Genomic DNA, 20,195 nt, shown 5'->3' with positions numbered 1-20,195 from the left:
CATCTGCCGCGCACACTCGCATGACCAGCGCCTTCCGGATTCCCGAAGCTGTTTTCGTCACCTGGGACGAGACAGCCCGGCCGGCCGTGACACGGCTCGGCCCGCAGGGGGCGGGGAGGCCGCGTGCGCCCGGCCGTGCGGTGCCGCGGGACGGGAACCCGCGGGACGGTCCGCCGACCGGGGGTGTGATCCCCGTCTTTGGGCGGGGGCGCGGAAGTCAAGTAAAGTTCCGCCGAAGCTCGAACATGCGGTCCCGAGGGCCCAAGGCCCCGAGAGACCGAACGATCCAGGAAAGCGGCAGCGGCGATGACGGTGATCGAAGAAGGCCGGGCCGAGGGCGCCGGAATCGACGCGGAGCGGATGGCGATCTGCCTGAGCGTCCTGGAGGAACTGGACGAGCTGCCGGTGGACCACCCCGACGCGATCACCATACGGCGGGCCACCGCCGGCATCTTCCGCGAGGTCAAGCGCCGCCGCCGGCAGGAGCGCCGGTCCGCCAAGACCGCCCACGACAAGGCGGTCACCGAGGCCACCGCCACCGGCGCCGCCGACCGCATCGACGACGAGACCATGGGCCGCGCCCTGGCCAGCTCGGTGAGCACGGAGTACGCCGGCATCCTGCAGCGCCCCCGCAGCTGCTACGTCTGCAAGAGCCGCTACGTCGAGGTCGACGCCTTCTACCACCAGCTGTGCCCGTCCTGCGCCCACGAGAACCGGGCCCGCCGTGAGGCCCGTACGGACCTCACGGGGCGGCGGGCGCTGCTCACCGGCGGCCGGGCCAAGATCGGCATGTACATCGCGCTCCGGTTGCTGCGGGACGGTGCCCACACCACCATCACCACCCGCTTCCCCAACGACGCGATCCGGCGCTTCACGGCGATGCCGGACAGCGCGGAGTGGCTGCACCGTCTGAAGATCGTCGGCATCGACCTCCGCGACCCGTCGCAGGTCCTCTCGCTCGCCGAGACGGTCGGCGCCGAGGGCCCGTTGGACATCCTGATCAACAACGCCGCGCAGACCGTGCGCCGCTCGCCCGAGGCGTACGGCAGGCTGATCGAGGCCGAGTCGGCGCCGCTGCCCGCCGGAGAGCTGCCGACCTCCGTCGTCCTGGGCCGCTTCGGCAGCGGTGCCCCCGCGCTGCCCGCCGTGGCACCCGGCGGGGCGACCGAGCTGACCGCGGAGAACCTCACCGCCCTCGCGCTGACCAGCGGCTCCGCCTCGCCCGCCCGGATCGAGGCGGGCACCGCGATCGACGCCGGCGGCCTGGTGCCGGACCTGCACGCGACCAACAGCTGGATCCACACGGTGGACGAGGTCGACCCGGTCGAGCTGCTGGAGGTCCAGCTCTGCAATATGACCGCGCCGTTCCTGCTGGTCAGCAAGTTGCGCCCGGCGATGGCGGCTTCCCGTGCGCGCCGTAAGTACGTGGTGAACGTCTCCGCGATGGAAGGCCAGTTCAGCCGCGGCTACAAGGGTCCGGGCCACCCGCACACCAACATGGCCAAGGCCGCGCTCAACATGCTCACCCGCACCAGCGCCCGCGAGATGCTGGAGACCGACGGCATCCTGATGACCGCGGTCGACACGGGCTGGATCACCGACGAGCGCCCGCACCCGGACAAGATGCGCCTGGCCGACGAGGGCTTCCACGCCCCGCTCGACCTGGTGGACGGCGCGGCCCGGGTCTACGACCCGATCGTCCGCGGCGAGCAGGGCGAGGACGTCCACGGCTGCTTCCTCAAGGACTACGCACCGTCCCCCTGGTGAGCCCCGACGGCCCGGGGAGCGGGGAGCGCGGGGCGCCGGCGCGGTGCCCCGGCGCGGTGCCCCGCTCCGGCGGTCCGGTGCGTCCCGCGTGGAGATCATCGCACCGTACGCTGGTGCCGTGACCCCCGTATCCGGCTCCACGCCCGACTCCGACGACGTCCGCCGCATCGCGCTCGCCCTTCCGCAGACCGCGGAGAAGCAGGCTTGGGGGATGCCCACCTTCCGGGTCGCCGGGAAGATGTTCATCACCGTGCCGGACGACGAGACCTCGTTCGCCGTGCGGTGCCCGATGCACGAGCGGGGCGAACTGATCGCGGCGGAGCCGGAGAAGTTCTGGGTGCCGCCCCACGAGGCGGGTTCGAACTGGGTCCGGGTGCGCCTGGCCGCCCTCGACGACCTCGACGAACTCCGCGACATCCTCGTCGACTCCTGGAAGCAGGCGGCCCCCGCTGACCTCGTCGCGGCCTATCTCACGACGGACTGAAGTCCGGGTCGGGCAGCAGCACCGCGGCCCCCTGGACCCGGTCGCCCGCCAGGTCGCCGAGCGCCTCGGGGGCCCGGCCCAGGGGATACGGCGTGGTGGTCACGCGGATCCCGATCCGTGCCGCGGTCTCCAGGAACTCCCGCCCGTCGCGCCGGGTGTTCGCCGTCACGCTGCACAGGTTCCGCTCGTAGAAGAGGTGTTCCTGGTAGGTGAGCGGGGGGATGTCGGTGAGGTGGATGCCGGCGACGGCGAGTGTCCCGGAGCGGTCCAGCGCCGCCAGTGCCACCGGCACCAGCTCGCCCACCGGTGCGAAGAGGATGGCGGAGTCCAGCGGCTCGGGCGGGCGGTCGTAGGCGTCGCCGGTGGACACCGCGCCCAGTTCGCGCGCCAGTTGACGGGCCCGCGCGGATCGGGTGAGCACGTGCAACCGGGCCCCTTCGGCCACCGCGACCTGCGCGGCCAGGTGTGCCGAGCCACCGAAGCCGTAGATGCCCAGCCGCCCGCCCGGTGGCAGCGCGCACCGCCGCAGCGCCCGGTAGCCGATGATCCCCGCGCAGAGCAGCGGCGCCAGCGTCGCCGCGTCCTGCGACTCCGGCAGCGGGTAGGCGTAGTCCGCCGCGAGCAGCGTCAGGTCCGCGAATCCGCCGTCCGCGTCCCACCCGGTGTACCGCGAGACGGGGCAGAGGTTCTCGGCGCCGGCCCGGCAGTACCGGCACTCCCCGCAGGTGGCGCGCAGCCAGGCCCCGCCCACCCGGTCGCCGGTCCGGAACCGCGTCACCGCCGCACCCGCGGCAGCCACCCGGCCCACGATCTCGTGTCCCGGTATGGTCGCCGGCCGGTGCGATGGAAGATCACCCTCAGCGAGATGCAGATCCGTACGACAGACACCGCAAGCCTCCACCCTCACCAGCAGGTCCCCGGGCCCCGGCTCCGGAACGGGCCGGCGCACCGCCGTCAGCGGCCCGGAGGCAATCGGCCCCGGCCGCTCGACGGCCCACCCGGACAGCGTCTCCGGGAGCGCGGCGCACGCCATGCCTCCAGCGTCCCGCCCGCCCGTCACCCGGGCAAACGCTGCGCGGACCGCCCTGGCTCGTTCGTGCCCAACCAACTTCTACAGTGATGTAGATTTTCGGTCCGTACGCAACGGCGGTCGTCATCAGGGCGTCCTTGGAGAGCGACGTCCGTTACGCGGCGAGGGCCGTGGACGGCGACCGCCGTGGACAACGACCGAGGAGAGGATGTCCCGTGGGCATCATCAGCTGGATCGTGCTCGGGCTCCTGGCCGGGGCGATAGCCAAGTTCCTGCTTCCCGGACGCGATCCGGGCGGTCTGGTGGGCACCACGCTCATCGGCATCGCCGGTTCGTTCATCGGCGGCTGGCTGTCGGCGAAGTTCCTGCACCGGCCGATCGCGCACAACTTCTTCGACCTCGCCACCTGGGTCGCGGCCGTCGCCGGTGCCCTGGTCCTGCTCATCGTCTACCGGTTGCTGTTCGGCAACTCCCGGAACTGAACGGGTGCCCGGTCCGGCGGCCGGCGGCGGCCTCCGGGCCGCGGTGTCGGCCCCTCCCGCGAGCCGACCTGCGGATTGGTCGGCGGAAGCCGGAACTGCCGTGCCGGTGCATCCGTTTCCACTGGAGACCGACATATGGGGAATCAGATGAGTGTGAACTTGAGCAAGGGCCAGAAGGTCAGCCTGAGCAAGTCCGACGGCGGCGCGCTGAGCGTGGTCCGGATGGGCCTGGGCTGGCAGGCCGCGCGCCGCAAGGGCTTTCTCGCCCGGCTCACCGCCCGGGAGATCGACCTCGACGCCTCGGCGGTGCTCTTCGCCGGCCAGCAGCCCGTCGACGTCGTCTTCTTCAACCACCTCGTGAGCGACGACGGCTCGGTGCGCCACACCGGCGACAACCTCGTCGGTGGCGCCGGCCAGGGGGGCGACGACGAGTCGATCCTGGTGGACCTGGCGCGCGTGCCGGTCCATGTCGACCAGATCGTCTTCACCGTCAACTCCTTCACCGGGCAGACCTTCCAGGAGGTGGAGAACGCCTTCTGCCGGCTGCTGGACGAGACCAACGGCCAGGAGCTGGCCCGCTACTCCCTCTCCGGCGGCGGCTCGCACACCGCCCAGATCATGGCCAAGGTCTTCCGGTCGGACGGCGGTTGGGAGATGACGGCGCTCGGCGCGCCCGCGCACGGCCGCACCTTCGAGGATCTGATGCCCATCATCGCCGCGCATCTGTGAGTTCCCGGTCCGCGCGCTCCCGGCCGCCGGTGTCGGGAGGGCCGCGGATCGGCGGCCGTGGGCGTAGCCGGACGGTGCCGGCGCCGCCGAGGGGGTGCCTCGACGGCCCCGGTCAGGGCGCCCCGGGCGCCGTCGGCCCGGAGAAGCCCGGGCTGCCGAAGTCGGGTGCGGTGAAGTCCGGGGCGGCGTAGTCGGGAGAGCTGAAGCCGCGGCCGTCGGCCGGTGTCGGACGGGCCTCGCCCGCGCCGCCGGCCACCCCGGCCGTGGCCGGGCGGGGGAGCGCCGGTCGCCCGAGGGGTCTGCCGCCGCTGGTCGCGGTATCGAGCCGACCGAGCAGGAACGGCATGATCCCCCGCTCCAGCAGGGCCAGTTGCCAGGCTTCGTGCGCCCGCGCGACGTTCGGATCGGCCCCGGCGGGCGTCCGGGCGTCGGCCGCCGCACGGTTGCGTGAGGCCGTCACCAGCATCCAGACCAGCCCGATCAGGACCGCCACGCCGGCGACCCCGGCGGACGTCCAGCCCGCCGTGAGCAGTTCGTCGGCGAGCCGGGACGACGTGGCCACCGTGTGCAGCCCGAAGCCGAACAGCAGGAAGACGACCGCGGCGGTGGCGGCCAGGCCGGGCACCAGCACTCCCAGTGCGGGCAGCACCCCGCCGCTCCGGGACGACGTCCCGGCGGCGCGCGGGGGCGGCACCGGCCGCGGGGCGTCGGCCGCGGCGGCGCGCTGCCGGACGAGCTCGCGGTACTCGGTGGTCGCGGTGGCGGCGAGGGTGTCGCGCGCCCCGAGCGCCGCGCTGCGCAGCTGCTCGGCATTGAGCGAACCGGCCGTCTGCGACAGCGCCGCCCTGATCTCCGGGGAGCTCAGGGCCTGGTCCACGGTGCGCTCGAATGCGGTGGTGTCCGGTGCCTGTAAGCGGTCGTTCTGGTGCACGTGTCTTCCCCGATGGGTCGAGAGTCAAGGTTGCCCGACGGTCCGGTCCGGTGCGGGGCCGCGCGGCCCGGACGAGGGCGATGTCGGGCCACTGTCCGGACAACGCGGCGCACCTCTTGATGGTTCCCTGATTGCGCAATCCCTAAAGTGTTGCTCATGGATGACATGAAGGCGATGCGGGGCATGGCGGACGTGGAGCCGTGGGAGACGGCGGTGCTCTTCGGCGGGCCCGCCGACGGGGTGCGGTTGCGCCTGACCGGCCGGCCGAGCGTGCTGCAGGTGAGCCACCCCTGCCGGGTCGAGAACGCCCCGGACGGCATGCAGGTCGCGGCGCTGCACATCTACCGCCGCGACCTGAAGGTGAAGAGCGAGCCGCTGCGGTACGGCTTCGACGGGGTGAGTCCGTGAAGCGGGGCCAACTCCGCGCGCAGGGTGGACCCTTGAGGGGCGGTCCCCCGAGGGGGAGTTGGCGCGCACCGCATCCGGTGTCGGGCGTCCGCTGCCGCCCCGCCTCACGGTGCCGGGTTCGGCCCGGCCTCCCGGTCCGTACGGGCGGCGGCCGGGTGCTCGGAGGTGACGCCTCCGGACGTCGCCCCGGCGGTGGCGGGAGCGCCGGGTGCCGGGTGCAGTGTGCGCGGTGCCTCCACCGGCTCCTGCGGGCCGTGCGCATACGTGGTGGTGGGCGGCGTCCCGTCGTCGTCCTTCATCGCCTTGGTCTCGCTCTTGAGGATGCGCAGCGACTTGCCCAGCGCACGGGCGGTGTCCGGCAGCTTCTTGGAGCCGAAGAGGAGGATCACCACGAGCGCCACGACCAGCAGATGCCAGGGTTCCAGTCCGTTGCGCAGCATCGCTGCCACCCTTCTCTCGTTGTCACCACGGTCGGTTTCTGCGCCCGGTCGCGTGGCTCCGGCCGCGGGTATCACTTGCTACATTGCGCAACTGTATAACCCTGGGCGGGGGAGAGCCTTCTGCCGGCAGGAAAACGCACGGACGAGGGTGCACACGTGACACGCAGCCACACCGCAGGCGCCGCACACGGGGGCGGGGACGGAGCCGCCGGAGAGGGGCGGCGCGGGCTCGGCGGGATCCGGGCGGCGGCCGCGCTGACCCTCTCGCTCCTGGTGCTGCTGATCGCCGGCGCGGGCTGGGTCTACCTCCAGCTCAACGGCGACATCAACACCTTCGGCGCGGACGGCCTCAGCGCGAACCGGCCCGCCGCGGGCGGCGGCAGCAACGTCCTGGTGATCGGCTCCGACTCGCGGGCCGGCGGCAACCGCCGACTCGGCGGCGGGGAGGGCGACGTGGGGCGCTCGGACACCGCGTTCCTGCTGCACGTCTACGGCGACGGCCGGCACGCGCTCGCGGTGTCCTTCCCCCGGGACACCCTGGTGGAGATCCCGCCGTGCCGGCTGCCCGACGGCCGATGGACCCCGACGCAGTCCGACGCGATGTTCAACTCCGCGTTCACCGTGGGCCGCACGACCAAGGGCAACCCCGCCTGCACCCAGAACACCGTGGAGCAGCTCACCGGGCTGCGGGTGGACCACACCGTCGTCGTCGACTTCGCGGGCTTCGCCGCGCTGACCACGGCCGTCGGCGGGGTGCCCGTCTGCCTGCCCCAGGACGTCTACCAGGGGGACCTCGACCCGAACCGCGGGGCCCGCGGCGGGCTGGTCTTCGCCCGGGGCCCGCAGACCGTCTCCGGTCAGCGGGCGCTGGACTACGTACGCCTCCGACACGGCATCGGGGACGGCTCCGACATCGGCAGGATCAAGCGACAGCAGGCGTTCACCGCCGCGCTGATCAAGAAGGTCAGGTCCCACGGCATGAACCCGTCCGCGCTGCTCCCGTTGGCCCGGGCGGCCACCGCGGCCCTGACCGTGGACCCCGGACTGGGCTCCGCGGACCGGCTCCTGGCCTTCGCCCTGTCGATGCGGGACGTCGACCTGCACGACACCACGTTCCGGACCCTGCCCTGGCGCTACCAGGGCGCCCGGGTCGCGATCGTCCACCCGGACGCCGACGAGCTGTGGGCCGGGCTGCGTGCCGACCGCGCCGTGGACGGCCGGGCCGCCGGCGGCACCGGCGCCCCGGACGACGGCAAGGCCCCGCCGCCCGTCCCGACGCCGGACGCCGCACCGCCCGTGGCCGGCATCGGCGTCGCGGTCTACAACGGCACCACCGTCCCCGGGCTCGCCGCGCACGCCGCCGCCGAACTGCGCGCGGCCGGCTTCGACGTCACCCGCACCGCCACCGCCGCCGGTCAGCAGCGCACCACCACCGTCATCGGATACGGCCCCGGCCGGCAGGAGCCCGCCCGGACCGTCGCCCGGTACTTCCCCGGTGCGGTCCTCCGACAGGCCGCCGCCCCCGGCGTCCGCGTCACCCTCGGCCGGGACTACGCCGACCGGCCCGCCCTCGGCGCCGGCGCCCCGACCACCCCGTCGGGAAGCGCGGGCGGCGCCACACGCTCCGCCGCCGACGACCCGTGCTCCGATCTCTCGTACGGTTAGCCGCAGCGCATCGCGCGGCGAGCACCGGCACCGGTACGTCACCTCTTGCCCATGTCCCCTGTATCACCATGATGTTGAGGAGAAGATCAGCCCTATGTCCGCCCTTCGCCGGCCATCGCCCGGCGCTCTGCCCAGACTCCTGACCGGCCTGCTATTGGCGGCCCTGGTGCTGCTCGTCGGGGCTGGCCTGCCGCAGCCCGCCCACGCCGCAGGCACCGGCCTCGACACCGTCGCCGAGGCGCTCAAGAAGAGCCCGGTGTACGTCGATCCGCGGGTCCGCGACCAGTTCCCGGACGCCGACCGCAACGCCCTCGCGGAGAAGATACGGAACGCCGACAAGCCGGTCTTCGTCGCCGTCCTGCCGGACACCCCCGAATTCCCCCGGCCGACCCTGATGCGGGACCTGCGCACCAAGGTCGGCATCACCGGCGTCTACGCCGTCCACATCGGCGCCAACGGCTTCAACGCCGGCGCCGACCGACAGGTACTGCCCCGCAACGCGGCGTCCAACCTCAAGCTCGCCGCGCAACATTCCCACATGGGCGACACCAAGGGCATGGTCACCGAGTTCGTCCAGCAGGCCGCCGCCCAGGCGCACGGCGCGGCACCCTCGTCCTGGAACGACGGCGAAGGCGGCGGCTCGGCCACCGGCCTGCTCATCGGCGGCGCCGTGGTGGTGGCCGGCGGCGTGGGCGGCTACGCCCTCCTGCGCCGCGCCAGGAAGCAGCGTGAGGAGCGGGAGCGCGCCGAGCTGGACGCCCTGCGGGTGGTCGTCGACGAGGACATCACCGCCTTCGGCGAGGAACTGGACCGCCTCGACTTCAACCCGTCCGAGCCCGGTGCCACCGACGCCATGCGCACCGACTACACCAGCGCCCTGGACGCCTACGACCTCGCCAAGACGCGGATGGCCGAGGCCCGCCGCCCCGAGGACGTGCGCCCGGTGACCGAGGCCCTGGAGGACGGCCGGTTCGCGCTGGCCACGCTGGCCGCCCGCCGCACCGGCGCCCCGCTGCCCGAGCGTCGACTGCCCTGCTTCTTCGACCCGCGGCACGGCCCCTCCACCGCGGACGTCCAGTGGGCCCCGCCCGGCGGTGCCCCGCGCCCGGTCCCGGCCTGCGCCGCCGACGCCACCCGCGTGGCCGACGGCCTGGAGCCGATGTCCCGCACCGTCCAGACCCCGGGCGGGCCGCAGCCCTACTGGGACGCCGGACCGGCCTACTCGCCGTGGGCCGGTGGCTACTTCGGCGGCGGCGGTGTGCTCACCGCCATGGTCGCCGGGACCGTGCTCGGCTCGGTGCTCAGCGCCCCGAGCGCGTACGCCGACTCCCCGTCGTTCTTCAACGGCCCCGAGGGCGGCAGCGAATCCGGCGCCGACTTCAACGCGGCCGACTTCGCGGGCGGTTTCGGCGATGGCGGCGGGTTCGACGGCGGCGGGTTCGACGGTGGAGGCGGCGACTGGTGAGCCGCCCGCCCCGTCAGGCGTTCTGACCCCCTACGAGGGCGTGTTCCGCGGATCGTTCCGGCGATCCGTCGGGCACGCCCTCGCCGCTCTCCCGGCGCGCGTACCGCATCCGCGCGAACGCCAGCGCCGCACCGTAGAGCGTCAGGACCGCCGACAGCAGCAGGTAGTACAGCGGCGGCGGGGCCGACATGGCCAGCAGCGGCGCCACCGGCGACACCGGCAGCAGCAGGCCGACCACCGCCAGCCCGGTCACCGCCAGGTGGATCGGTCCCACCATGCGCCCCTCGGCGGCCCGCCGCCCCGTACGCAGCAGCAGCATCACCATCCCCTGGGTGAGCAGGTTCTCGGTGAACCACCCGGCGTGGAACATCGTCGGGCTGTCCGTCCCCGGCGTGGCATGGGCGACGAACGCCAGCACCCCGAAGGTCGCCAGGTCCGCCATGGCGTTGATCAGGCCGAACCCGGTGATGAAGCGGAGGAAGACCCGCGGCCGCAGCACCGCCGGTCGGCGCGCCGCCCCCACGGTCGGCCGGTCGAAGGCGAGCGAGAGCTGCGCCGCGTCGAAGCAGAGGTTCTGCACCAGGACCTGCGCCGGCAGCATCGGCAGGAACGGCAGCAGCAGCCCCGCCGCCAGCATGGCGATCACGTTGCCGAGGTTGGACGACAGGGTGATCCGCAGATAGGCCGCGATGTTGCCGCTGGCGTGCCGGCCGGCGGTGATCGCCCGCTCGATCGCGGTCAGGTCCTTCTCGGCCAGCACCACATCGGCGCCCTCGCGCGCCACCGGTACCGCCCCGCGCGGGCAGATCCCGACGTCCGCCGCTTGCAGCGCCGGCAGGTCGTTGACCCCGTCGCCCAGGAACCCGGTGGTGTGCCCGTCCGCCCGCAGTGCGGCGACGATCCTGGCCTTGTCCTGCGCCGTGCAGCGCGCCACGACCGTGGCCGCGCCGACTGCCTCGGCCAGCGCCGGCCCCTCCAGCCCGGCGAGCCGGCCGGCGGTGACCACCTCGCCCGGCGGCAGCCCCAGGTCCCGGCAGGCCCGGGCCGCGGTGCCGGGATGGTCGCCGGTGAGCACCTTCACCGCCACCTGGCGCTCGGTCAGCACCCGCAGGGCGTCCGCCGCCGACGGCGCCAGCTCATCGCTCAGCGCCACGAAGCCCAGGAAGGTCAGGCCCCGCACGTCGCCGTCGGTGTATCCGCCGAGCCGGGGCCGGCGGTCGCCGCGAGCCACCGCCAGCAGCCGGAACCCGCCGTCCGCCTCCTCGGCTGCGCACCGCAGCAGCCGTTCCCGGGCCGCCTCGTCCAGCGCGGTCTCGCCGCCGCCGGTCCGTAGCCGCCCGCACCGCTCCAGCACGTCCTCCACCGCGCCCTTGACGACCAGGGTGTGGGTGCCGTGCCGCCCCGGGCGGCGGATCACCGCCGTGGACATCCGCACCATCGGGTCGAACGGCAGCGCCGCGATGCCCTCGTACTCCAGCGGGTCGGTGCCCCGTTCGTCCGCGGCGGTCAGCACCGCCTCGTCCAGGGCGTCCGGCACCGGCAGTTCGGCCAGTTCGATGGTCCAGAAGCTGTTCACGGCCGCCCAGTGCAGCACGTCCGGATCGGGCGCGCCGTCCGGGCCGGCGGACCGCACCACGACCGGCCGGTCCTGGGTGAGGGTGCCGGTCTTGTCCAGGCACAGCACGTCGATCGCGCCGAGGTCGTGCAGCGCCGGCAGCCGCTTGACGATCACCCCGCTGGTCCGGGCCAGCAGCGAGGCGCCCCGGGCGAGCGCGGTGGTCACGATCACCGGCAGCATCTCCGGCGTCAGCCCGACCGCGACGGCCACCGCGAACGGCAGCGTCTCCAGCCCCCGCCCGCGCAGCGCGGCATTGGCCATCAGCACCAGCGGCGGCGTCAGCAGCATGAAGCGGATCAGCGTCCAGGCGATGCCGTGCACCGACCGGTCGAAGGCGGTCTCGCCGCGCCGCCGGGCCGGCCCGCGGTACGCGGCGGCGAACCGGGTGTCCGCGCCGGTCGCCACCACCAGACCGGTCCCGCTGCCGGTCGCCACGCTGCTGCCCTGGAAGCACATGTGCGGCGGCTCGGGCGCGTCCTGGTCGGTGCCGGGCGGGGCGTCCACCGCGCGCTTCGGCACCGGCGCGGACTCCCCGGTCAGCGCCGCCTGGTGCACCGTCAGCCCGTTGGCGCGCAGCAGCCGGACGTCCGCCGGCACCAGGTCGCCGGGGCCCAGCCGCACCACGTCACCGACCACCAACTGGTCGACGGGGAGCTCCCGCAGCTGCGGCGGCGCGTCCGCGGCGGACCGGCGCTGCACCGTCGCGGTGGTGGCGACCAGCTCCTGCAGCGCCGCCATCGCCCGACCGGCCTGGTGCTCACCGCCGGATCGCAGCGCACAGCTGACCACCACCAGCGTCATGATCACGCAGGCGGTGCCCCAGGACGCGACGGCCGCCGAGACCAGCCCCAGGCACAGCAGCACCGTGGTGAACGGATCCCGCAGCGCACCCAGGAAGCGCCGCGGCCAGGACACCGGACGCCACGACGGCACGGTGTTCTCCCCGCACCGGGTCAGCCGCTCCTCGGCCTGGGCCTCGGTCAGCCCGCGCGGCCCGCTGTCCAACCGCCGCAGCAGCTGCAACGACGTCAGCGCGGTCAGCGCCGCCGGCTCCACCGTCCCGGCCTCGACGTCCGCGCGCACCGCTTCCGCGTCCGGGGGCACCTGGCCGGCCCCCGGCGCCGCGGTGATCTCAGGCACCGAGCTCACGCAGGCGGGCCGGCGACACACCCTCGCTGCGGGCGGCGAGTTGGACGACGAGGGTGCGCATCACGGCGACGGTGTCGGGGTCGTCGACGAAGTAGACGACCCGGCGGCCCTCGCGGCGGGAGCGCACCAGTCCGGCGAGCTTGAGCTTGGACAGGTGCTGGCTGATCGCGGGCAGGGCGCCGCCGACCCGTTCGGCCAGTCCGCTGACGTCGCTCTCGCCCTGGGCCAGTGCCCAGACGATGTGCAGTCGTGGGGGAGAGGCCAGCAGCCCGAACATCGCGGCAGCCTCGGCCAGTACCTCGGCGGACGGATCGGCCGTCGCGGCTTCCCCCTCGATGCTCCTCACCACTGCCGCACTCCGTCCCATCGGTGGCCCAGAGCGCCCAGTGTAGGCGGCGTGTCCGACCCGTCGGCAGGCCGAAGCAGCCTGCCGAACAGGCGAGCGCGGAGTGCCGGGCGGGTCCTCGGCCCGCATGATGGCGGTGGACCCGACCAGGGACGGTCCGGGACCGCTCGGCGGACCGTCCCCAGGTGCGCCCACCCATCCCGCGAGGTGTGCCCATGGAAGAGAGCCGGTCCCTGCCGGAGGGCCGGGCGGTGCGGATGGCCCCGGCGCCCGGCCCCGCGCACTGCCGGCCGCCCGCCGTGCCGCGTGCCACGGCGCGCCCGCTGCCCTGGCTGGCCCTCACCGGCGCGGCCTTCGCCCTCCTCCAGCTGGTCCTGGTGGTCCCCGGGACCGGTCTGGGCTGGGACGAGACGGTCTACGCCAGCCAGGTCGCCCGGGATGTACCGGCCGCTTTCTTCAGCGCGCCCCGGGCCCGCGGCATCACCTACCTCATCGCCCCGGTCGCCGCGCTGACGCCGTCCGCCACCGCCCTGCGGATCCCCCTCGCGCTCCTCTCCGGCGCCGGCCTGTGGGTCGCGCTGCGGGTCTGGCGGCGGCTGCTCCCCACCCGGGTGCTGGCCCTCGGCGGCGCGCTCTTCGCCACGCTGTGGATCACCCTCTACTACGGGCCCCAGGTCATGCCCAACCTCTGGGCCGCCTACGGGGCGCTGGCGGCCACCGGCTTTTTCCTGCGCGCCGTACAGGACCGCACGGACCGCCGGGCGCTCGTCGGGCTGCCGCTGGCCGTCGCGGCGGCGGCGCTGATGCGCCCGCCGGACGCCGGCTGGCTGGTGCTGGTGCCGGCCGTCGCGGCCCTCGCGGTGCCCCGGTGGCGGCGCCCCGCCCTGGTCCCGCTGCTGGCGGGTGGGCTGCTGCTGGGCGCCGCGGACTGGATCGTCGAGGCGTACCTCCGCTATGGCGGCCTGCTCGCCCGTCTGCAGCGCGCGGCCGAGATCCAGGGCGGCATCGGCTGGAACCTGGCCGTGGACGACCAGATCCGCAGCCTGGACGGGCGCGGGCTGTGCCGCCCCTGCGACGTGCCCTGGACCCATCCCGTCACCGCCGTGTGGTGGTTCCTGCTGCCGCTCCTGACCGCCGGTGGCGTGCTGGCGGCGGTGCGCGCCCGGCGCCCGGCCACCGCGCTGCTGCCGACCGCCGTCGCGGCGGCGACCGCGGTGCCGTACCTCTTCCTCATCGACTACGCCGCGCCCCGCTTCCTGCTGCCCGCCTACGCCCTGCTGTCCCTCCCCGTGGCCGACGGCCTGTGGCGACTGGCCGCCCCCGGAGGCCGGCTCCGGCCGCGCGCCACCGCGCTGCTCGCCACGGCGCTCGCCGCCCACCTGGCCGTCCAGTTCGCGGTACTGACCGGGAACACCGCCCGCAACCGACACATGCGCCAGGACTTCACGGCCGCCGCCACCGCCCTGCACGCGCTCGGCGTCCGGCCGCCCTGCGTCCTGACCGGCGACCACGCCGTCCAGCTCGCCTACTACGCCGGCTGCGCCTCCCGGCAGACCGCCGGCCCCGACGCCGGGACCACCCCCCAGCAGCTGCGCGCCACGGCCGCCCACCAGCCCGTCGCGGTGCTCGTCCCGCCGTCCGCCGCCCCGCCCGCCCTCGCCCGCGGCTGGCGGCCCGCGGCGCTGGCCGGCACCGGCAGCTTCCGCGGCTACCGCGCCTACCGCTCGCCCGCCCCGGAGGCCGGTGCGGCTCCCGCACCGACCGCCCGCTGACACCCCGGCGTACGCCGGGGCACGCCGTGCACCCAGAATTCATCCGCTCTCCGCCCGCCGGTACCGATGGTGGGCTTGCGCACCGTGTTTGATCGAAGGCGCGGGGGAGTGTCCCCTCACCGCCCCCTCCGCGTCAGCTCTCCGCACCAGCAGCAGTTCCGGAAGTGGACCCATGAGCGCGATCAGCACCGGCCACGCCGAGCGGGCGCGGCGGCTGCGCGCGGCCGAGGACGCTACCGAGCGGATCGGCACCACGCTGGACGCCGGCACCACCTGCGCCGAACTCGCCCGGTTCGTCTGCCGGTCGCTGTGCGACGCCGCCGTGGTGGAGCTGCTGCCCGACAGCCCGGACCACCCCGCCGCCGACCTCGACGCGGTCGACGGCCGCCCGGCCGCCCTGCACCGGGTCGCGGCCGAGGGCCGCACCCCCCTCCTGGAACCGCGCGGCGCCGCCGTACCGGCCCCGCTGTCCGTCCCGCTGCTGGCCCACGGCCGGCTGTACGGCGTGCTGCGCGCCGCCCGTGCCGGCGGCGGCTTCACCGCGCACGAGACCGCCACCCTCCAGCACGCGGCGCGGCTGGCGGCCGTCCACCTCGCCCACGCCCGCCGGCACGCCGCCGCCCGGCGCACCTCCCTGGACCTCCAGCGCGCCCTCCTGGCCGAGCCCGGCCGCCCCCACCCCAACCTGGAACTCGCCACCCGCTACCTGCCGGTCGACAGCGGCGCCCTGGTCGGCGGCGACTGGTGCGAGGCGGTGCGGCTGCACTTCGGGCGGACCCTGCTGGTCATGGGTGACGTGATGGGCCACGGCCTGGAGGCCGCGGTCGAGATGACCGCCTACCGCTCGGGGCTGCGCTACGTCGCCGCCGCCGAGCTGCCGCCCCACCGGGTGCTGCGCCAACTCGACGCGGTGGTGGCCCGGGACGACCACCGCCGCCCGGCGACCTGCCTGCTGGCCCAGATCGACCCGGCCCGCGGGATCGCCTCGTTCGCCAGCGCCGGCCACCTCCCGCCGGTCGTCTTCGGCGCCGACGGCACCGCCCGGCCGCTGCCGGTGCCCGCCGGTCCTCCGCTGGGCACCGGCGCAGGTGGCTACGAGATCGTCACCCGCGGGCTCACCCCCGACGACACCCTGTTGATGTTCACCGACGGCCTGGTCGAGCGGCGCGGTGAGGACATCGACGCCTCCCTGGCCCGGCTCGCCCGGATGCGGCTGCCCGCCGGTGCCGGTGTGGCCGAGGTCCTCGACGAAGTGCTGGCGCGCCTCGGCGGCCGGTGCGGCGAGGACGACGTGGCGGTGCTGGCCGCGCGCATCCGCCGGCGCTGACCGCCGCCGTCGACCTGCCCCGCCGACCGGCCCGGGTCACCGCGCCGCGTACTCCGGCGGCCGGGTGATCGCGATCACGGCGACGTCGTCGCTCAGGTTGCCGCCCGCGTACCGGAGCAGATCGTCGTGGAGGCGCCGGACCAGCGCGGCCGGGTCGGGCTCGTTCCACTGGGCCAGCCGGTCGGTCAGCGGATAGAACGCGCCCGAGCGGTTCCGGGTCTCGATCACCCCGTCCGTGTACAGCAGCAGCACCTCGTCCGGCCCGAACGCGAAGCTCTCCAGCTTGTAGTCGCTCTCCAGCGGCGCGGTCAGTCCGAGCGGCAGCGCCGGCTCGGTGACCTCCAGCGGCCGGACCCGCCCGTTCCGCAGCACCAGGGGCGGGGGGTGCCCGCAGTTGACCATCTCGATGCGCGGTCCGTCGTCGAAGACGTCCAGGACCACGGCGGTCACGAAGGACTCCGAGTACTCCTCGGGGGCGTGCGCGAGGTTCCAGAACACCGAATTGCCCAGGTGCGCCGCGATCGCCGGCAGCGGCAGGTTCCGGTAGGCCGAGCCCCGGAACGCCCCGATCAGCACCGCGGCCTCCCCGATCGCGGGCAGGCCCTTGCCGCGCACGTCCCCGATCACCAGGCGGGTGCCGCCCGGCACCGGCACCGCCGCGTACAGGTCGCCGCCGATCTCGGCCTCCTGCTCCGCCGCGATGTACGCCGACTCGATGCGCAGCCGGCCGATCCGGTGCGGCAGCGGCCACAGCAGCACCTGCTGGGCCGCCACCGCCACCGACCGGACCTGGCTCAGCTGCCGCTGGTGCCGGTCGCGGGCGTAGCGGAAGACCGTGACCAGCACCGAGAGCACGAAGAGCGCGGCGATCTGCGCCTCGTGGTTGGCGGTCGTCAGCCCGCCGTGCAGATGGCCGATGAGGATCTGGGCGGCCACCGCCAGGGCACCGATGGCCCCGGTGAGGCGGGCTCCCGCGAACGCGGCGGTGAGGGCCGGCGCCGCGACCAGGAACGGGCCCAGGTGGATGGTGGTGGGCGAGCTGATGTCCAGCGCGGTGACCGCCACGATCAGGGCGAGCGGCAGGGCGACCAGCCCGTGGCTCAGCCGCCAGGGCCCGCCTTCGCGGAGCGGACCGCGCCGGACGCGCATACCTCTTCTCTACACCTGCGGCGGCTCCCGCGCCCGCAGGGCCGCCGCAGGGCCGGATCAGAGGGTGACGGCCTTGGTAGCGTCCGCGTAGTGGGCGCCGCGCGGGGTGACGACGGCCGCCTCGATCACGACGCGCTGCTTCTTGTGGAACACCGAACCGGGCTTGGGGTGCAGGACCAGCCGGACGATGTGGTTCCGGGCGTCGCACCGCAGCTTCTTGTTCGCGAGCGTTCCGGTGGCCACGGCCTTGTGGTGGCCCTTGGAGACCAGGCCGGTCGCGGTGGTCGCCAGGTGGACGGTCGACCCCGGGTCGCAGGAGTAGGTGATCTCGGCCGTGACGACCGCGGGGCGGCCGGCGCCGAGCGCGACCTTGCCGACGGCGATCGAGTTGGCCTTGGCGACGGCCGGGGAGGCCAGGGCGCCGACGGCACCGGCGGCCAGCAGCAGGGCGGTGGCGGCGGTGCCGGCGACCCGGCGGACGGGACGGGCTGGCTTCACTGAGAAATCCTCCACGGACATGGGGCGGGCCCGATCGGGCCCGCGGAGCGTACTGCTGTCGTCCCTAGTGAGGGCGATTCCCGCCGCGAGGTTGCCGATTGCGCCCGGCAGCTTCCGGACGAGTGGGTTCCGCCGGCCGGGCGGCCCCGGTGGGGCGGGGGAGCCCCACCGCGACCGCCCGGCACCTCCACCGGTCCGCTCAGGCGCCCGGCGGCAGGTGCGCCGGCCGGCCCGACCCGCGCGTCATGCGGTAGCCGCCGACGCCCGCCAGCGCCGCCAGCACACCGCCCACCGCGGTCCACACCCAGCGGTCCGACCACCGGCCCGAGGACCAGCCGCCGTCCGGCGCCCCTTCCGCCGCCTGCTGCTGCGCCGACGCGCTCGGCTGCGGTGTGGGCGACGCCGTGCCGGCGCCCGGCACCAGCGGGGCGGACAGCTTGCCGTCCACTGCCTGGGCGCCGCCCGTGTCGGTCGCGGACGCCACGACCTCGGTCTGCACCGGCTGCCCCAGGTCCTCCTGGGACAGACCGACCACGGTCAGCCGGATGTAGTAGTTGCCCGGCAGCGGGTCGTTCGCCCACTGCTCCGCCCAGCCGCGCACCGTGCGCAGCGTGCAGGACAGCTCGACCGTCCCGGCGTCCTTGGCCGCCGCCTTGGTCGTCACGCCGTACTGGCACGCCTGGCGGCGGCGCAGCCCGTCGTAGACGTCCAGCTGCCAGGTGGCCGCGCCGTGCCGGGCGGTCTCCGGCAGGGTCACCTTGGCCTTGACGGTGACCCGTTGACCGGTGTCGGCCGGCAGCACCCAGTACAGGTAGTCACCGGTGGAGGCGCTGGCGGTGGCCCGCTGGTCCAGCGCGATCGGGGTCGCGGTGCGGAAGGACGTGCCGGCCTCCGTGGGGCCCTTGGCGGCGTCCCCGCCCTCGCTCGCGCCGGCACTCGGGCTCGGGCTGTCGGCGACGGCCGCGCCCGCCCCGGCCACGCCGCCGGCGAACGCCAGGGCTGCGGCGCTCGCCAGCAGCCCGGCCGCCCGCACCGCACGGGCCGTCACGTTACGTACGCTCCACATCAGTTGGTCCTCCAGACGGTGATGCGCCAACGGGAGATCCAGCCCCACACCAGGCCGCCCAGGAACCCGGCGACCACCAGGGCACCGAGCAGCCACCAGCCCCGGCCGAGGCCGAAGGAGGCGACGTCGGAGGCGTTGTGCGGACCGTCGACGAGGTCCACGGCCAGCTCCACCGGCAGGCCCGGTTCGGTCTTGACCGAGGGGCCCGCCGCGAAGGAGTTGCTGACCTGGAGGCAGACCGTCTCGGGCGCGTCCTTGGCGGCGTCGTCCGAGGAAGCGACCTCGGACTTGGCGTAGCGCAGCCCGGTGGAGACGACGTCGGTCCGGCCGTCACCGGCCTCCGAGCCGCGGACGATCTCCCGGCCGTGCTGGGTCGAGGCCCGCAGCAGCACCCCGTAGTCGTTGTTGACCGCGCGGTCCGCGCCGATGCTCACCGAAGCGCGCAGTTCCTGGCCCGGCTTGACGTCCACCCGGTACCAGCGGTGCTCGGCGAACTTCTCGCGGTCGTTGTACAGGCCCGGCTTGAGCTCCGGGGCACTGGCGCACTCCGCGGCGCCCTGGACCTTCACCGGGGTGGCCACCCGATGGGCCGTGCGGTCCACCAACTGGTGGACGCGGTCGCGGAGTTGGTTGGTGTGCTGCACCGAGGTGTAGGTGCCGCCGGTCGCCTCGGCGATGCAGCTCAGCTGGCTGCGGGTCTTGGCGTCCGGCAGCAGCCCGAGGGTGTCGACGGTGAGGTGGATGCCCTGGGCGGCGATGTCCCGGGCCACCTGACAGGGGTCGAGCGGCTGGCAGGTGTCCTCGCCGTCGGTGATCAGGACGATCCGGCGCTGGCCGTCGCCGCCCTTGAGGTCCTCGGCCGCGGCCTGCAGGGCCGGGCCGATCGGCGTCCAGCCGGTGGGCGCGAGCGTGGCCACCGCGGTCTTGGCCTCGGTCCGGTCGAGCGGCCCGACCGGGTAGAGCAGCTTGGTGTCCTTGCAGCCGACCTGCCGGTCGTCGCCGGGATAGGTGGCGCCGAGCGTCCGTATGCCGAGCTGGACGTCCTTCGGCACGGCGTCCAACACCTCGTTGAACGCCTGCTTCGCCGCGGCCATCCGGCTCTGCCCGTCGATGTCCCGGGCCCGCATCGAGCCGCTGACGTCGAGGGTCAACTCCACCTTGGGGGCGGCCCCCGGGACGGGTTCGCCGGCGCTGGCCGGGGTGGGCGACAGCCCGACCGTCATCGCGGCGAGCAACCCGCAGACCCCGGCCGCCAGCCTTCTTCTGGTGATCCGTTTGCTGATCGTTCTGGTGATCATCGCCGGATCGTATGGAGAAATCGGCCCGACTCCAAAACGACCCTGACGGAGGCCGCAAACGCCCCATAGGCGGAGCGGCCGTGCGGAACTCCCCGTCCCCGTTTCCGGACTGCCGCGGTGCACGTGACCTGTGGGGTGGCCTCGCCCCGCCACCCCCGGACGCGCCACACGACGAGGAGACCCATGAGCACGCCCCTCGGAGGCCCCGGCGGCCACGGTGCGTACGGCCCGCCCGGCGGCGCTCACGGCAATCCCGCACCTCCCGCACCTCCCGCGCCGCCCTCGCTCCAGAAGCCAGGTCCGGCACCGAAGCCCACGGCGAAGCCCAGGCCCGACCCCGGACCCGCGCTGCGCCGTTCGCGGACCGGGTTGGTGGCGCAATTCGTGCTGCAATGCGTCTACATCCCGGTCTGGGCGCTGATCGCGATCAGCCTGACCGTGCTGGCGATCTGGCTCGACGTCAACTCCGGTGCCGATGTCGGGCCGCCGGAGATCGCCTTCGGCTTCGTCAGGACCGGGATCTCCTGGCGGCGGCTGCGCGCCGAATGGGGCGGACGCGCCGAGGACTGGG

General features: G+C 74.6%; 18 protein-coding genes. 9 read left to right on the top strand and 9 right to left on the bottom strand.

Annotation, left to right across the window (positions count from 1 at the left end; all coding sequences use genetic code 11):
* The first annotated feature begins 306 nt into the window (after positions 1-306).
* Together JNO44_RS36645 and JNO44_RS36640 are read left to right on the top strand one after the other, a co-directional pair.
* Positions 307-1,767 carry an SDR family oxidoreductase gene (locus JNO44_RS36645; protein WP_205368352.1) on the top strand — a complete coding sequence of 487 codons (1,461 nt, stop codon included), beginning with the start codon at positions 307-309 and terminating at the stop codon, positions 1,765-1,767.
* Between the two features lie 118 nt (positions 1,768-1,885).
* Entirely contained in the window at positions 1,886-2,251 is a 366-nt protein-coding gene (locus JNO44_RS36640; protein ID WP_205368351.1) for an MmcQ/YjbR family DNA-binding protein, read from the top strand.
* On the opposite strand, the gene JNO44_RS36635 is transcribed toward JNO44_RS36640, so the two are convergent.
* Positions 2,238-3,284: a zinc-binding alcohol dehydrogenase family protein gene (locus JNO44_RS36635; protein ID WP_205368350.1), complete on the bottom strand. Its 1,047-nt coding sequence runs from the start codon at positions 3,282-3,284 to the stop codon at positions 2,238-2,240. The two genes, JNO44_RS36640 and JNO44_RS36635, sit on opposite strands and share 14 nt — an antisense overlap.
* Before the next feature lie 212 nt (positions 3,285-3,496).
* Here JNO44_RS36635 and JNO44_RS36630 point away from each other — a divergent pair, with 212 nt between their 5' ends.
* Positions 3,497-3,763 carry a GlsB/YeaQ/YmgE family stress response membrane protein gene (locus JNO44_RS36630; RefSeq protein WP_039629725.1) on the top strand — a complete coding sequence of 89 codons (267 nt, stop codon included), beginning with the start codon at positions 3,497-3,499 and terminating at the stop codon, positions 3,761-3,763.
* A gap of 147 nt (positions 3,764-3,910) precedes the next feature.
* Positions 3,911-4,492: a TerD family protein gene (locus JNO44_RS36625; protein WP_205368349.1), complete on the top strand. Its 582-nt coding sequence runs from the start codon at positions 3,911-3,913 to the stop codon at positions 4,490-4,492.
* A 112-nt stretch (positions 4,493-4,604) separates the two neighbouring features.
* Here JNO44_RS36625 and JNO44_RS36620 read toward each other — a convergent pair whose 3' ends face one another.
* A complete protein-coding gene (locus tag JNO44_RS36620) occupies positions 4,605-5,423 on the bottom strand; it encodes a hypothetical protein (RefSeq protein WP_205368348.1) in 819 nt (272 codons plus the stop codon).
* 156 nt (positions 5,424-5,579) lie between these two features.
* On the opposite strand from JNO44_RS36620, the gene JNO44_RS36615 reads away from it, so the two are divergent.
* On the top strand, positions 5,580-5,831 hold the full coding sequence (locus JNO44_RS36615; protein ID WP_240167831.1) for a hypothetical protein: 252 nt from the start codon (positions 5,580-5,582) through the stop codon (positions 5,829-5,831).
* Between the two features lie 104 nt (positions 5,832-5,935).
* Here the strand turns inward: JNO44_RS36615 and tatA are convergent, their stop codons facing one another.
* On the bottom strand, positions 5,936-6,271 hold the full coding sequence (gene tatA, locus JNO44_RS36610; protein ID WP_205368347.1) for a Sec-independent protein translocase subunit TatA: 336 nt from the start codon (positions 6,269-6,271) through the stop codon (positions 5,936-5,938).
* 156 nt (positions 6,272-6,427) lie between these two features.
* Here tatA and JNO44_RS36605 point away from each other — a divergent pair, with 156 nt between their 5' ends.
* Positions 6,428-7,936, top strand: a complete 1,509-nt coding sequence (locus JNO44_RS36605) for an LCP family protein (RefSeq protein ID WP_205368346.1) — start codon at positions 6,428-6,430, stop codon at positions 7,934-7,936.
* A 94-nt stretch (positions 7,937-8,030) separates the two neighbouring features.
* Complete coding sequence (locus tag JNO44_RS36600) at positions 8,031-9,401, top strand: hypothetical protein (RefSeq protein ID WP_205368345.1); 1,371 nt, start codon at positions 8,031-8,033, stop codon at positions 9,399-9,401.
* Positions 9,402-9,414: 13 nt separating this feature from the next.
* Here JNO44_RS36600 and mgtA read toward each other — a convergent pair whose 3' ends face one another.
* Together mgtA and JNO44_RS36590 are read right to left on the bottom strand one after the other, a co-directional pair.
* Positions 9,415-12,168 carry a magnesium-translocating P-type ATPase gene (gene mgtA, locus JNO44_RS36595; protein WP_205368344.1) on the bottom strand — a complete coding sequence of 918 codons (2,754 nt, stop codon included), beginning with the start codon at positions 12,166-12,168 and terminating at the stop codon, positions 9,415-9,417.
* Positions 12,152-12,535, bottom strand: a complete 384-nt coding sequence (locus JNO44_RS36590) for an ArsR/SmtB family transcription factor (RefSeq protein ID WP_205368343.1) — start codon at positions 12,533-12,535, stop codon at positions 12,152-12,154. The genes mgtA and JNO44_RS36590 overlap by 17 nt, the downstream gene beginning before the upstream one ends.
* Positions 12,536-12,729: 194 nt before the next feature.
* Between JNO44_RS36590 and JNO44_RS36585 the strand changes: the two genes are divergently transcribed.
* Positions 12,730-14,286 carry a hypothetical protein gene (locus JNO44_RS36585; RefSeq protein ID WP_205368342.1) on the top strand — a complete coding sequence of 519 codons (1,557 nt, stop codon included), beginning with the start codon at positions 12,730-12,732 and terminating at the stop codon, positions 14,284-14,286.
* A gap of 172 nt (positions 14,287-14,458) precedes the next feature.
* The gene (locus JNO44_RS36580) at positions 14,459-15,613 is read left to right on the top strand and encodes a PP2C family protein-serine/threonine phosphatase (protein WP_205368341.1); all 1,155 of its coding nucleotides are present in this window, start codon (positions 14,459-14,461) and stop codon (positions 15,611-15,613) included.
* A gap of 36 nt (positions 15,614-15,649) precedes the next feature.
* Here JNO44_RS36580 and JNO44_RS36575 read toward each other — a convergent pair whose 3' ends face one another.
* The 4 genes from JNO44_RS36575 to JNO44_RS36560 form a co-directional block, all read right to left on the bottom strand.
* Positions 15,650-16,762 carry a PP2C family protein-serine/threonine phosphatase gene (locus JNO44_RS36575; protein ID WP_205368340.1) on the bottom strand — a complete coding sequence of 371 codons (1,113 nt, stop codon included), beginning with the start codon at positions 16,760-16,762 and terminating at the stop codon, positions 15,650-15,652.
* 57 nt (positions 16,763-16,819) lie between these two features.
* Positions 16,820-17,260, bottom strand: a complete 441-nt coding sequence (locus tag JNO44_RS36570; protein WP_205368339.1) for a hypothetical protein — start codon at positions 17,258-17,260, stop codon at positions 16,820-16,822.
* 199 nt (positions 17,261-17,459) lie between these two features.
* Positions 17,460-18,326 carry a hypothetical protein gene (locus tag JNO44_RS36565; RefSeq protein WP_205368338.1) on the bottom strand — a complete coding sequence of 289 codons (867 nt, stop codon included), beginning with the start codon at positions 18,324-18,326 and terminating at the stop codon, positions 17,460-17,462.
* On the bottom strand, positions 18,326-19,624 hold the full coding sequence (locus JNO44_RS36560) for a VWA domain-containing protein (protein ID WP_205368337.1): 1,299 nt from the start codon (positions 19,622-19,624) through the stop codon (positions 18,326-18,328). The genes JNO44_RS36565 and JNO44_RS36560 overlap by 1 nt, the downstream gene beginning before the upstream one ends.
* Positions 19,625-20,195: the final 571 nt, after the last annotated feature.

This window comes from Streptomyces noursei (assembly GCF_016917755.1).
Taxonomy (GTDB): domain Bacteria; phylum Actinomycetota; class Actinomycetes; order Streptomycetales; family Streptomycetaceae; genus Streptomyces; species Streptomyces yunnanensis.
Note: the sequence above shows the minus strand (reverse complement) of the source record. Positions and strands in the feature narration are given on the sequence as shown.